13 protein-coding genes and 1 pseudogene are annotated in these 12,335 nt (G+C 65.2%); 7 read left to right on the plus strand and 7 right to left on the minus strand.

Features of this window, described 5'->3' with window-relative positions:
* The 4 genes and pseudogenes from B3D39_RS03600 to speB form a co-directional block, all read left to right on the plus strand.
* Positions 1-322, plus strand: a pseudogene (locus B3D39_RS03600) (nitrate ABC transporter ATP-binding protein); the annotation flags it as partial.
* Positions 319-1,086 (plus strand): SDR family NAD(P)-dependent oxidoreductase, encoded by a 768-nt coding sequence (locus tag B3D39_RS03605; RefSeq protein WP_210402040.1) that lies wholly within the window; start codon positions 319-321, stop codon positions 1,084-1,086. The pseudogene B3D39_RS03600 and the gene B3D39_RS03605, both read left to right, overlap by 4 nt.
* Positions 1,083-1,814, plus strand: coding sequence for an SDR family NAD(P)-dependent oxidoreductase (locus B3D39_RS03610; RefSeq protein ID WP_274962572.1), 732 nt, complete (start codon positions 1,083-1,085; stop codon positions 1,812-1,814). The genes B3D39_RS03605 and B3D39_RS03610 overlap by 4 nt, the downstream gene beginning before the upstream one ends.
* Before the next feature lie 13 nt (positions 1,815-1,827).
* Positions 1,828-2,796 (plus strand): agmatinase, encoded by a 969-nt coding sequence (speB, locus tag B3D39_RS03615; protein WP_274962571.1) that lies wholly within the window; start codon positions 1,828-1,830, stop codon positions 2,794-2,796.
* Between the two features lie 16 nt (positions 2,797-2,812).
* On the opposite strand, the gene B3D39_RS03620 is transcribed toward speB, so the two are convergent.
* Positions 2,813-3,136 carry a hypothetical protein gene (locus B3D39_RS03620; protein ID WP_274962570.1) on the minus strand — a complete coding sequence of 108 codons (324 nt, stop codon included), beginning with the start codon at positions 3,134-3,136 and terminating at the stop codon, positions 2,813-2,815.
* 649 nt (positions 3,137-3,785) lie between these two features.
* On the opposite strand from B3D39_RS03620, the gene B3D39_RS03625 reads away from it, so the two are divergent.
* From B3D39_RS03625 to B3D39_RS03635, 3 genes are all read left to right on the plus strand, one after another.
* Positions 3,786-4,661 carry a Crp/Fnr family transcriptional regulator gene (locus tag B3D39_RS03625; protein WP_274962569.1) on the plus strand — a complete coding sequence of 292 codons (876 nt, stop codon included), beginning with the start codon at positions 3,786-3,788 and terminating at the stop codon, positions 4,659-4,661.
* A 132-nt stretch (positions 4,662-4,793) separates the two neighbouring features.
* Entirely contained in the window at positions 4,794-5,228 is a 435-nt protein-coding gene (locus tag B3D39_RS03630; protein ID WP_274962568.1) for a hypothetical protein, read from the plus strand.
* 237 nt (positions 5,229-5,465) lie between these two features.
* Positions 5,466-7,346 carry a hybrid sensor histidine kinase/response regulator gene (locus B3D39_RS03635; RefSeq protein WP_286789389.1) on the plus strand — a complete coding sequence of 627 codons (1,881 nt, stop codon included), beginning with the start codon at positions 5,466-5,468 and terminating at the stop codon, positions 7,344-7,346.
* Here B3D39_RS03635 and B3D39_RS03640 read toward each other — a convergent pair.
* The 6 genes from B3D39_RS03640 to B3D39_RS03665 all read right to left on the minus strand — a co-directional run bounded on the left by B3D39_RS03640 (position 7,336) and on the right by B3D39_RS03665 (position 12,114).
* On the minus strand, positions 7,336-8,034 hold the full coding sequence (locus B3D39_RS03640; RefSeq protein ID WP_274962566.1) for a response regulator transcription factor: 699 nt from the start codon (positions 8,032-8,034) through the stop codon (positions 7,336-7,338). The genes B3D39_RS03635 and B3D39_RS03640 overlap by 11 nt on opposite strands.
* A gap of 132 nt (positions 8,035-8,166) precedes the next feature.
* Positions 8,167-9,513, minus strand: a complete 1,347-nt coding sequence (locus B3D39_RS03645; RefSeq protein WP_274962565.1) for a hypothetical protein — start codon at positions 9,511-9,513, stop codon at positions 8,167-8,169.
* Positions 9,500-10,537 carry a helix-turn-helix transcriptional regulator gene (locus B3D39_RS03650; RefSeq protein ID WP_274962564.1) on the minus strand — a complete coding sequence of 346 codons (1,038 nt, stop codon included), beginning with the start codon at positions 10,535-10,537 and terminating at the stop codon, positions 9,500-9,502. The genes B3D39_RS03645 and B3D39_RS03650 overlap by 14 nt, the downstream gene beginning before the upstream one ends.
* Positions 10,538-10,775: 238 nt before the next feature.
* Positions 10,776-11,177: a curli-like amyloid fiber formation chaperone CsgH gene (csgH, locus tag B3D39_RS03655; protein WP_078541297.1), complete on the minus strand. Its 402-nt coding sequence runs from the start codon at positions 11,175-11,177 to the stop codon at positions 10,776-10,778.
* Positions 11,178-11,250: 73 nt separating this feature from the next.
* Positions 11,251-11,664 (minus strand): hypothetical protein, encoded by a 414-nt coding sequence (locus B3D39_RS03660; protein WP_274962563.1) that lies wholly within the window; start codon positions 11,662-11,664, stop codon positions 11,251-11,253.
* Positions 11,665-11,757: 93 nt separating this feature from the next.
* Positions 11,758-12,114 (minus strand): hypothetical protein, encoded by a 357-nt coding sequence (locus B3D39_RS03665; protein WP_078541300.1) that lies wholly within the window; start codon positions 12,112-12,114, stop codon positions 11,758-11,760.
* Between the last annotated feature and the right edge of the window lie 221 nt (positions 12,115-12,335).

Here is a 12,335-nt window from a genome sequence, read left to right on the forward strand (position 1 = left end):
ACTGCTTCTGATGGACGAGCCCTTCGGTGCGCTCGATGCCGAGACCCGCTGGCTGATGCAGGAGCTGATGATCGACGTCGCCGAGAAGACCAACACGACGATGGTGATCGTCACCCACGATCTGGAGGAGGCGATTTTCCTCGCCGACAAGATCGTTTTTCTCTCGAGCCATCCGGGCCGCGTGAAAGAGGTGATCGTGCCCGAGTTCAAGCAAGGCACCCGCATCGCCGACAAGGAAAGGGCCGTGAAACTCGACGGCTACTCCGATCTGGAGGCCCATCTGATGCGGCTGATGCGAGAGGAAGGACGCGGCAGGGAATGAGCGTGACATTCGACTTCACCGGCAAGACCGTTCTGGTCACCGGCGCATCGAGCGGGATCGGCTATGGCATTGCCGAAGGCTTCGCGCGCGCGGGCGCCGACCTGATCATCCTGTCCGAAACAGAGACTATCTATGACGCTGCCGAAAGCCTGCCCGGCAAGGTCCGCGCGATCCGCTGCGATATCGCCGACGCCGCGATGGTGACCGAGGCGCTGGCCGATATCGAACGCGTCGATGTGCTGGTGAACAATGCAGGCCTCGAACGCCCCACTCCGCTCAACGGTGCGAACCCGTTGGGCAATGCGACCTTCGAGCGGATCGTGGCGATCAACATCACCGGCACGCAGAACGTGACCGATGCGCTGATCTCGCGCATCCCCGAAGGCGGGCGCATCCTGAACACCGCCTCGATCTGGGCGCGCACCGCCGTGCCGGGCTTTTCGGCCTATGTTGCAAGCAAACACGCCCTTCTGGGCCTGACCCGGACATGGGCGCAGGAACTGGGCCCCCGCGGCATCCGCGTCAACGCGATCTGCCCCGGCTGGGTGAAAACCGGACCAGCGGCCAATTCGCTGCGGGAACTGGCGCAATCCAGCGGGCGCAGCGAGGCCGAGGTCGAGGCCGAGATCATGGCCGCGCAAGCGATCGACGGGCTGATGGTGCCCGCCGATATGGCCGACCCGTATATGTTCCTCGCGTCCGAGGCTGGCGCGAATATCACCGGTCAGGCGCTCAACGTCGACCGTGGCGAGGTAATGTCATGAGCCTTCAGGGAAAAGTCGCGCTGGTCACCGGCGGCTCGCGCGGGATCGGGCGCGCCATAGCGCTCGCGCTGGCCGAACAGGGCGCGAAAGTCGCCTTCTGCCATCCCGACGATGCGCAGGCGCACGATACGCTGGCCGAGCTTCAAAAACTGACCGAGGCGGAATCCCTCCCCGCCGATGTCTCCGACGAGGCGCAGGTCGAGGGGATGTTCGACGCCGTCATGTCGCGCTTCGGGCAGATCGACATCCTCGTGAACAACGCGGGCATCCTGCGCGAAAGCCCGATTGCCGAGACGAAGATCGCCGAGTTCGATCGCGTGATCGCGGTGAACCTGCGCGGTACTTTCCTTGCGTCGCGCGCCTTCGTGCGCCGCACCGAGGAAGGCCGGATCATCAATATCGCGAGCGATCTGGGCTTTCTCGGACGCGAGGAAATGTCCGCCTATACCGCCTCGAAGGGCGCGATCATCGCGCTGACCCGGACGCTGGCGCGTGAATTGGCACCGAAGATCCTCGTCAACGCCATCGCGCCGGGCTCGATCGAGACCGATATGACGAGCCCCGCCTCGATGAGCCCCGAACAGCTGGCAATCGACATGGCGACGCCGCTCGCCCGGTTCGGCCAGCCCGAGGATATCGCCGCGATGGCCTGCTATCTCGCGGGCCCGCAGAGCAATTTCATCACCGGTCAATGCTTCGGCGTGAACGGTGGCAGCGTCATGACCTGACAGGAGCGACCCCATGTCCAGCGATCCCCTTTTCCACCCGGTTTCCGGCTTCGATCTGCCGCGCTTTGCGGGCGTGCCGACCTTCATGCGCCTGCCGCATGTCGAACTCGACGACCCGCGCCTGAAGGATGTGCAGGTCGGGTTCATCGGCAGCCCTTGGGATTCCGGCACCACCAACCGTCCCGGCCCGCGCCACGGGCCACGCCAGCTGCGCGATCTCTCGACGATGATCCGGGCGCAGAACGGCGCGACCGGCGTGCGCCCCTTCGAGATGGTCAATTGTGCCGATCTCGGCGATGTCGCCCCCAACCCCGCCGACATTCAGGATGCGATGGACCGGATCACCCGGTTCTTCGAGACCGTCCGTGCCCATGGCATCCGCCCGATCACGGCAGGCGGCGACCACCTCAATTCGCTGCCGATCCTGCGCGCGTTGGGCACGCCCGAGCCGCTCGGCATGGTGCATTTCGACAGTCATACCGACCTGTTCCACAGCTATTTCGGCGGCAACATGTACACCCACGGCACGCCCTTCCGCCGCGCCATCGAAGAGGGTCTCCTGGACCCGAAACGCGTCGTGCAGATCGGCATTCGCGGCTCGACCTATGACAGCGAGGACCGCGATTTCGCCGATAGCGTCGGCGTGCGCGTGATCCCGATCGAGGAGTTCCACGCCCGCGGCGTCGAGGATGTGATGGCCGAGGCGCGCGAGATCGTCGGCACCAAGCCCACCTATCTCTCCTACGATATCGACTTCATCGACCCGGCCTTCGCCCCCGGCACCGGCACGCCCGAAGTGGGCGGCCCAAATTCCTATCAGGCGCTGCAGGTGATCCGCCTGCTCGACGGGGTCAACATCGTCGGCGCCGATCTGGTCGAGGTCTCCCCGCCCTTCGACCCGTCCGGCGCGACCGCTTTCCTCGGCGTCTCGGTGATGTTCGAGATCCTCTGCCAGATGGCGGTGACAATGACCCGCGGGTGATCGCAGAGCTGCCCGCTCAGCCCACGCGACGCATATCTTTCGCGTGGGTGCGATAGACGGGGGTCATGTTGTTGTCGAGGCTTGCGCCGAGGTCGAGATCCGCCTCTTGCAGCCGGGCGACCTCCTGCAGGGCGAGACCGAGATAGCGCGCGATCTCCTGCGTCGAGAGCCCGAGGTCGCTCAGCGCCGAGACTTCCAGCGCGCGATCCGGTCCCGTTTTCTCAACGCGCGCGCCCGACAAAGGCCAGGGAATGGTCTTCGTCGCGCGGCTGTCCTGCCGTGGCTTACGCGGCAGCGGGAGAAGGTCAGGGCTGTTTTCTGGGGTGATCCAACGAAACATCCGCACACTCCTTCGAGCTTGGCTATGAGGCCCGTTCAGCTAAACCGCATCCGGCCCGCCGCGCCATTGACCGCCGTCAATGCGAACCGCGCAGACCCGGTTCGGTGCGCTCTCTGGGCAGGGTTTTGCCAATCCACGCAGGGCGCCCGGAGGGGCAACACGTCTTTTCACACTTCAGGCACTGGATTGGGTCGGAGCGCGGACCGAAACCCGAGCGTTGATGCGCAACCTGACGAAGGGCCGCAGCCTGCGCGGTCGTGGCTGCGATTGACGCCCAATAATGCTACGCGCGCCGCGCGGGCGTATACTTGGATATTCGCGGAGGGTTGGGGCTACCTCACCCGTTCGAGTCTGCTCGAAGAGCCTTTCGCGAAACCCGCCGGCCACCGCGCGTCTGTCCCCAAGGCTCGGCCGGCGGGGCCGTTTTAATGCGCGTTTCAAAACTCCGCCGATGGCGCACCGCAGGTCAGTCAGCGCGCCACGATACGCAATATTATTGCGCGAAATGCCTCTCATATTTCGGAAATCTACATTTCTCTACAATTTCTCGCCTGACAGATGGCCCCTGAGGCGGCAAGATTCCTGCAGTCACAAAAGACGCGTGTTGCCCGACCACTGCCATCGATCGGGGGGCATAAAGGGGGGGAATATGTTCAATACTCAGGCCATACGGCCGCAAGTCGACGCGAAATGCGAGGACTGCATCGCGCGCCAGACAGGACTTTGCAGCGCCTTCGAGAGCGAAGCGCTCCTCGATTTTGCGCATCGCAGCTACCGTGAAACCTATCACCAAGGGGCCGAGATCGCGGCTCAGGGCGAAGTGGCGGAACGGGTCGGCATCGTCGCCTCCGGCCTTGTGAAGGTCGTCGTTCTGACCGAAGGCGGGGACGAATACGTTCTGCAAATTCTACGCGCGGGGCACCTGATCGGGGATCCGGACCGCGAGGTGAACGGGTTTTCCAGCGAGGCCGCCACCGACACCGCGATCTGCTGGATGCCGCGCCAGACATGGCACAATTTCCTGCAAACGCATCCGCAGATCTTCCGCGGCTGTCTGTCGGCCCTCAATCGGCAGTTCGAGGAGTTGCAGTTGAGCGTCGTGAAAATGCGCGGGCGCAGCACCGTGCAGCGGCTCGCGCTTTGGCTGATCGAACAGCTCCCCGGTGCGCCCGACGGCAGCACACCGCAAATTCGCATCGTGCTGACCCGGCGCGATCTGGCCTCGCTGTTGGACATGACGGTGGAGACCCTGTGCCGCGCATTGCACCAGATCGAAGAGCGTGGCGCGATCCGCCTGCTTGCGCCCGACCATCTCGAGGTCAGGGATCTCGGACGCTTGCGACGGCTTGCGAAATACCAGAACGAGCGGATCGGCGCGGCCCTTGCCGAGCCCGATCCCGCACCGCGCCTGTCTCAACGCGAGACATGGTCCAGGGGCGGAAAAGCACCCGTCTCAAAACTCGGGTCCGAGGGACATGCGCCCGGGCGCACACCGGACTTCGCCACACGCGGAGGGCAGCGATAGAACGAGGACGCGCCGGCCCGGAATGTCTCGGTGGATCACACATCGCGCAACCTGCATTGATCGTGGTCAATGCGCGCGGCCTCACGCGCGGCAAAGCTCGCGATGTGTCAGATCACATCCCGGGAGGCCCCTATGCCACGCAAATCCGACGCGACCGCCCGCACCAGCGCGGGCTATGCTGAGCTCGTGAAACGCCTGCTACCGCCAGACGGGCCGGACCCGGCACTGCTTGGCCCGATCGTTGCGATGCAAACTCAGGCGGCCGATCGCATGTTGCAGCTCAATCAGGAATGGCTGCGCTTCACCACCGATCGCATCACCTGCGACCGCGCCCTGCTTGCCAGCCTGTCCAATCCCGGCGATCCCGCTGCAATCGCCTCCGCCTGGTCGGAGTTCTATTCCGGCGCGATCGACGATTATTCCGCGCTCTATCGCCGCCTCTGGGGGCAATATGCCGAGGAGATGACGGAGGCGGTATTCGACAGCCAGAAGCAGGTGCAGGACCTGTTCATGACCTCCCTGCAAGGGGCGGGTTTCGGCGAGCACCGCCACGCGACCCCGGTCTGAGCGACCGCAATTGGAAGGCCGGATCTGCCTCTCAGCGGCGGGCCCGGCAGGTATAGTTTTGTGCGTTTTTTCGTCTTTCCTCCACGGCGGGACACGAAACCGAGTATGATTTCATGAGTGATCAGGGCGTGGTGCCAAGCGCGAAATGAGGTGGCGCCAGTGGTAAATTCCAAACGCGAAGACACCGGGCCGAAGACGCGTGCCTCGCGCGCGGCGCTAGCCGATGGTGTGGGAGACATGATCTCTCTGATGCCGATCCCGGTCGCGGTGTTCGACACCGCGATGCGTCTGGTTGCGACCTCGGCGGCGTTTCAGGAGACCTACGGCGTCGATCTCTCCGGCGCGAGCGAACCGGGTGACGGCGACCTGCTGCCCTGGCTGCCAGAGGGCTACCCCGCCGCGCGCGATAAGGCGCTCGCCGGAGAGGTTGTGCAATGCGACGAGACCCGGACGACGCTCCCCGATGGGCGTGTGATCCGGAACCGCTGGATTACCGCACCGATCCACCGCCACGGCGGCGTCGTGGGGATCATTCTCATCATCGAGGATATCAGCGCCGGGAAGGACTCGCAGCCGCCGACCGCTCTGCGCGCGGAACGGATCGCCGAGGCGATGGATGCCGCCGGGATCGCCCTGTTCGAAGTGGATTTCGACCGTGATGCGTTCCTCGCGACCGGATCCGCCCGGCAGCTTCTGGAGACGCAGGAGGTGCCCGACAGCTACGAGAAATGGCTCGCCCTCGCCGCGCCGGAGGATCGTGCGCAGTTCGACGCGGTCTATCGCGCGGCGCTGGACCCAACCGGCAGCCGAAAGTTTTCGATCGAGTTCAAGCTTGCCGATAGCGCCGAGCCCAAGGTGATCGAGTTGCGCGGCAATATCCGGTTTGATGAGACCTGCGATCCGCCCCGTCCGCTGGGCGTCGTCGGCGCGATCCTCGATCGCACGGAGCGCGCGCGGATATCGGAGGCGCTGGTACAGGCGCAGCGGCTGGAAACCGTGGGCCGAATGGCGGGCCTTATTGCGCATGATTTCAACAATTTGCTGACCGTCATCCTGTCCAATCTGGAGCTTGCCTCGCGCGCCGAGATGGCAGATATCGCGCGCACCCATCTGGAACGCGCGATCGACGCGACGCAGATCGGCGCTGGGTTCAATCAGCGGCTTCTGGCCCTTGCCGGAGCGCGGACGCCCAAACCGGTCCGCTTCGGCCTCGATGCGCAGCTCGCCGAGACATGGACGCTGCTGGAGCGTGTGCTGGGCGAACAGGTGCATCTGCGTCTCTTGCCCGGCGCCGATCACGGCCAAGTCTACATGGATCGCGGGGAGTTGGACGGCGCGCTGCTCAATCTCGTCATCAATGCGCGCGACGCGATGACGGCCACCGGTACGATCACCATTCAGACCGGCTGCGCGCGGCTCGACGCGCATCAGGCCGCCGAGATCGACGGCGCGCGGCATGGCTGCTTCCTCACGGTGAGCGTGACCGATACCGGACAGGGCATGACCCCGGACGTGCGCAGGCAGGCTCTCGATCCGTTTTTCACCACCAAGGATGCGCAGGTCGGGAACGGGCTCGGTCTGACCAGCGTGGCGAGTTCGGTCGCGCGGGCGGGCGGATTCCTGCATATCGACACGGCCCCCGACAAAGGCACCACGATCACGCTCTATCTGCCCGAGACCGAGGGGGAGCCCACGCCCGCGCCTGCCGACCATCACGACGCGCTGCGAATGGGCGATGGTCAGTTGGTGCTGGTGGTCGAGGACGATCCGCTCGTACGCGAGGCAGTTCTCGACCGGCTGGAGGCTCTGGGCTACGCGGTGATCGAGGCCGCGAACGCATCCGAGGCGCTGGAACAGATCGAGGCGGGGGAGCCGGTCGAGCTGCTGTTTTCCGACGTCGTCTTGCCCGGCACCTTTTCGGGCTTCGACCTTGTCGATCGCGCCCGCGCCCGCGATCCCGCATTGCCCGTCCTTCTGACCTCTGGCCATACGTCCGAGCATTTCTCCGGGCGCCCCGAAGCCGAACGCGAGGTGGAATTGCTCACGAAGCCTTATTCTCTCTCGACGTTGAGTGCGGCGGTCGCGCGTGCGCTCAAGCCGGAGGGACCTACCCCATGATCTGGCCGGTGAAGACATAGCCCACGCCGCGCACGGATCGGATCATCCGATTGGCATCATCCGCCGGTTCGATCTTGCGTCGAAGCCGGGCAATATGGGTATCGATGGTCCGGTCATAGGGCGACCAGTCGCGCCCGTGGAGCACCCGGTTGATGTCGTCGCGCGAGAGCACCTGCTCCGGGCGGCTGAGGAACAACTCAAGCAGTTTCGCCTCCGTTCCGGTCAGATCCTCGCGGCGACCGTCATTATGCTCGATCACGCCGTGACGCAGGTCGATACTGCTGTGATCGATGCGCAGCCGCTCGCACGGCAGGTTGCGGGTCCGGTAGCCATCGAGCACCCGACGGATGCGGATCGCGACCTCGCGCGCGGCGAAGGGTTTGACGATGTAGTCATCCGCCCCCGCTTCCAGACCGCGCACCCGGTCGAGCGGTTGCCCTTGCCCGGTGATGAAGATGACGGGAATATTGCTGCGCCCGCGCAGGACACGCGCGAGTGCGAGCCCGTCATCGGCCCCCAGCCCCAGATCGAGCGTCACGAGATCGACGTCGCCCGCTTCGATCTCCTGCATCATGCCAGTGGCGTCCGATGCCTCGCGCACCGCCCAGCCTTCCGCCTCAAGGCAGTCCCGCAGCGCGCCGCGTACGCAAGGATCATCTTCGACGACGAGAATTGTCTGCTGTTCCACAGGCGCGACCTCCTATCCCCTCCGCACCTATCGGGAGCGCCGCCGCGCTTTTGATGGCGCCGCAAAACCCTTTCCCGAATTATGTCATGATCGGCGCGCCCTGTCCGCCCTGTCTTTGATGGTGATCAAGGGTCAGAAACGGTAGAGGAAATTAAACGTTATCGTTCCCTCAAACCCGTGCCGCCACCGAATTTCGTCATGCCGGATGGTCTCGCCCGCGGTCGAGAGCGCCGCCGCCGAGACCGAACCGGAGCCGACCGTCGTCGTCCCCGAAGAGCGCGAAATGAGCGACGCCTGCCCCGTCTCCTGCACCCCCAGAGAGACGGCGAAGGCGCTGTTCCGGCCGATTTGCTGCTCGAAGACCATGCCCGCCCGCAGGACCGGTTCCACATGGGAATATCGGGACCGCTCGGGCGCGTTGCTGGCCGAGGCGAGCCCCGGGATCGAGAGGGTTTCCTCGCTGCGCCCGCTTGCCGACACCGCCTTTGCGCCGAGATCGAGATAGAGGCCGAAGGACAGGTCGCTGGTCACGAGACGCCGCCCGCCCAGCCCCAAGGTGAGGCTCTGGCTGCGCTCGTGCAGGCGCGTGCGGCGCGCGCTCTCGATGGCCGGGATGGCCCGGCTCGCCGTGAGAGAGGCCGTCGTCGTGTAGGTCTCGCCCGTGTGGCGCGACAGATCCCCGAAGCCGAGACGCGGGCCCCAGCTCCAGTCGCGGCTGTGACCCAGCGGGCTCGCGATCACGCCGCCCAGCTCGCGCACCCGGCTATGCGCGCTGACCCGTTGCGCGACCTTCACGCTGTCCGGCGCCCCGAGACCGATAACGGAAAACCCGCCCGGATCGAACACGGCCGCCAGAGCTGTGGCCTCTCCGGTAGCGCCATCGAGACTGAGCGCCGCGAAGCCGCCCCCGCCTGCGCCGGGCGAAAACGCGTAGGTCTCGATGCGATTGCCAGTGACTGCGGGCGAGAAGGATTGTTGCTCGATATGAACGGTGCCGCCATGCCCGTCGGGAAGGGACAGCGAGGCTGTCGCATTCGCCCCCGACAGCGTGCCCCCCGCGCCAAGCATCGGGTTCAGATCGATCGCGATATTGCCCTGCCCCGTGCGCGGCCCCGTCAGAAGGAGCGTGCCGGAACTCGGCAGACCCGAGACAGCTTGCGCCTGCGCGAAACCGGAGCCGCGCCCGAAGCTCAGACCGAGCTGAGGCCGGGTCGAGAAATCCGGGGTCCAGCCCGCCTGCGGCAGGATTTGCAGAGGGCGCATGGGGCCTTGCAGCCCGAACTCCACACCGCGCCCGTCCTCTCCGGTGATCTGGGTGCCCAGCCCCGGCACGAACGGTCCGCGTTGGGGCGGCGCGAGCGACCAGCCCTGCCACATCGAGGGCGGCTGCGCGAGCGCCGGAGGCGCCAGAGCGGCCAGCGCGACCATCCCGCCGAGGGCGAACCCGAGGGGGCGGACTATGCCGTCACGCCGTCGCATTGATCGTAGCAAGGCGGCTCAGAAGGGCCACCAGCTCCTGTTGGCGCGACGTTTCGGTCTTGCGCATCACCGCCGCGAGCTGATTGCGCAAGGTTTCCTTCGACATCCGTCGGCGCGAAGCCAGCTCGCCGATCGACTCCCCCGCCAGCAGCGCCAGGGCGAGATCGGCCTCCTTCGCGTTCATGCCGAAGAGCCGCCAGAGAAAATCCTGATCCAGTTCGAGCGGCATATCGAGGTCTTCGTAGATCACCGCGAAATTCGGCCCGGCGCCCGGCAGGCCAACCGCCTCGCCCGCGGCCAGCCGGATGATTGTGAGGATCTCGCGCGGCTCACCGCGATTTCGCGGCACGGACATGATCGCGACGCGCTGGCGCAGGCTGCCTTGCAGCGATTGGATCTGGGTCGCAAATTCGTCGTCTACGACGGGATCGGACAGCCGCAATGTTCCATCTGGCGAAACCTGCAGCGCGCGGCCATTGCGCAGGATCGCCCGCGCCCGCCCGTTCATCCGCGAAACATTGCGCCGCTCGTTGCACAGCACCACCGAGAAGGGCAGAATTTCCAGAAGATTACCGCTCAGACGCTCGGCCGCGTCGAGCCGTTGGCGCACCTCCATGATCCGCGTCGCCACATCGAGCTGCCGGGCGAGCCGGGTCAGAAAGTCCTTCAAAGGCCGCCGCAGCTCCGCCTCCAGATGGCGCGGATAGCGCAGTTCGATCCCCAGAAGATGACGCTCGCCACGATCGAACAGGACCCCGGCGAGACAGGTCCTGGGCGGGCTCGTCCGGCGCAGCACCTGACCCATCGGCCCGCCATTCACCGTCTCCGCACCGAGATCGCCGTCGTCATAGACCCGGCCGATCTCCTGCCCGTGCAGACTGTGCGCCCAGCCATCGGGGGCGCGCATCTCCTCGGCAAAGGCCCGGCGCAGTTCCGGGTTCGGCGTATCGAGAAGCAGGAAGTTCCCCGCGCCCTGCATCCGTTCCAGCCCGACAATCATCGGCGTCGCTTCGGGAAAATTCATCGCGACGACCGCGAGCACGGACCGAAATAGATCCCCTTCGATGGCAGATGTGAAAATTTGATCGACCGCTGCGCCGTTCTCAGCGTGCATGCTCAAAGACATGGCGAAATCCCCTTAACCCTCTGATTAAGGGAATCCTCCACCACGGAGAAATTTCGACAATGACAGTCATCAAGCTTGCCTATGCGCGCCGACAATGTGCGGCGCGGACAGAGGCGGAATCAGCGGGGCCCGACGATCACTTTTTTGCACTGCAGGTCACGCCACCCTCGCCTTCGACGTCCAGTCGCGCCGAGACGACGGCATGTGGACCGGCGGAGACATAGACCTTGGACAGCGTCTGCGCCTCGTCCGCGCGGGTGGCGAAAGCGCCGCCCTGCGTGGTACTGGAGGTGCCGCCCGCACCGCTCGAGATCACGGTGAAGGAGTAGCGCCCGCGCATTGCGCGCGCCGATTGCACCCGCGCGGTCAGCTCGAGATGCGGAGCTGCGGGGCGCTCTGCGATCTCGCAGCTGAGAGGGGCTGCGCCTTGTGAGCTTTGCGCACTCATCGCGAGCGCCATTCCGAATGGCATCCCTCCGATGAGGACAAGCAGCCCTCCACGACGCAGGTAGTCGAGCATTTGCAGGTTCCGAGGCATGGTGTGCCTCCTTTCTCGTCCCCCTGCCCCGCACGCGTTGCGACGGGCGGGGCTGAACGGACGGCTATCGGTTTCATTTCAGCTCGAACTGAATGCCGATCGAGCCGTTTCCGCCAACGCTGCTCCCGCTGCGGGTCACACCCAGCCGGGTCTCACCCTGGAAATGGGTCTCCGTCTGGTAGTTGCCGAGCTGAGAGATCGAGCTGCCGAAACCAGAGCCCGATTGGACGGTGCCCGCGACATTGTTGTGACCGCTCTGCGTGGTGGAGGCGTCATTAAAGCTGCCCTGCTGCTGCGTGACGGCCACATTGCCGCGTGATGGCTGCGGGGTGATGGATGCGATGGGGGCGCTACTCGGATCATAGAAAGGCCGGCTCTGCGCCGCAGCTTCCTTCGCGATAACGCCCAATGCCAGAGCGGCCAAAAGCCCGGTCGCGAGGATCGCGGGGGGCGCCGTGGGGGCTCTCATCTGTGTTGCGAAACTCATAACCTTTCTCCTTGTTGCTGTCGCGACGGCACAGCAGCCGCCTTCAAGACGTTGATCGGGCGGATCGCAGCCCGCCCGATCAACCATGGGACGTCAGTTCTGAACCGTGCTCGACACGTTGCCGACACCGGTCTGGACCGTGGCCGACGAGTTGCCGACATTGCCCTGAATGGTGGACGAGTAGTTCCCGAGGCCCAGCTGATCGGTGATCGAGTTGTTGAACGCGCCGGTCTGACCGGTGCCCGAGAAGTTGGCGATCCCACGTTGCACCGTGGTGCTGGTGTTGCCGTAGTCGCGCTGCACGGTGATGGCCGAGTTGTTCATGCCAAGCTGCGTCGTGCTCGACCCGTTGAACCAGCCCATCTGGTCGGTGAGCGACACGTTACCGCCTGCGAGGGCGGCTCCGGCGCCGGAGAGAACGACAGCGGTGGCGAGAAGCAGATGTTTCATGGTGATGGTCTCCAGACTAAAGAATGTTGATCGATCCGGATCCGCGTCCCGATCGTTCCTCCACGCTACGCCGGAGCTGCGCCGGGATCGGGGACGCAAACATCATCGAAGACGCCCCGATCGCCATGCGCTTCGGCCTGAACGCTGACCCTTCGGCACCGCCCGACCGCGGACCGCCCGCGATAGTTCACCTACCGGCGCAAGTGGTGCGCCAGACGCGA

This window comes from Thioclava sp. UBA3469 (assembly GCF_002378135.1).
Classification (GTDB): Bacteria; Pseudomonadota; Alphaproteobacteria; order Rhodobacterales; family Rhodobacteraceae; genus Thioclava; species Thioclava sediminum.

Bases quoted from the DNA above. Each gene is read 5' to 3' on its own strand.
- B3D39_RS03605 (WP_210402040.1), top strand. From the start codon at position 319: ATGAGCGTGACATTCGACTTCACCGGCAAGACCGTTCTGGTCACCGGC.
- B3D39_RS03610 (WP_274962572.1), top strand. From the start codon at position 1,083: ATGAGCCTTCAGGGAAAAGTCGCGCTGGTCACCGGCGGCTCGCGCGGG.
- speB (WP_274962571.1), top strand. From the start codon at position 1,828: ATGTCCAGCGATCCCCTTTTCCACCCGGTTTCCGGCTTCGATCTGCCG.
- B3D39_RS03620 (WP_274962570.1), bottom strand. From the start codon at position 3,136: ATGTTTCGTTGGATCACCCCAGAAAACAGCCCTGACCTTCTCCCGCTG.
- B3D39_RS03625 (WP_274962569.1), top strand. From the start codon at position 3,786: ATGTTCAATACTCAGGCCATACGGCCGCAAGTCGACGCGAAATGCGAG.
- B3D39_RS03630 (WP_274962568.1), top strand. From the start codon at position 4,794: ATGCCACGCAAATCCGACGCGACCGCCCGCACCAGCGCGGGCTATGCT.
- B3D39_RS03635 (WP_286789389.1), top strand. From the start codon at position 5,466: ATGATCTCTCTGATGCCGATCCCGGTCGCGGTGTTCGACACCGCGATG.
- B3D39_RS03645 (WP_274962565.1), bottom strand. From the start codon at position 9,513: ATGCGACGGCGTGACGGCATAGTCCGCCCCCTCGGGTTCGCCCTCGGC.
- B3D39_RS03650 (WP_274962564.1), bottom strand. From the start codon at position 10,537: ATGAATTTTCCCGAAGCGACGCCGATGATTGTCGGGCTGGAACGGATG.
- csgH (WP_078541297.1), bottom strand. From the start codon at position 11,177: ATGCCTCGGAACCTGCAAATGCTCGACTACCTGCGTCGTGGAGGGCTG.
- B3D39_RS03660 (WP_274962563.1), bottom strand. From the start codon at position 11,664: ATGAGTTTCGCAACACAGATGAGAGCCCCCACGGCGCCCCCCGCGATC.
- B3D39_RS03665 (WP_078541300.1), bottom strand. From the start codon at position 12,114: ATGAAACATCTGCTTCTCGCCACCGCTGTCGTTCTCTCCGGCGCCGGA.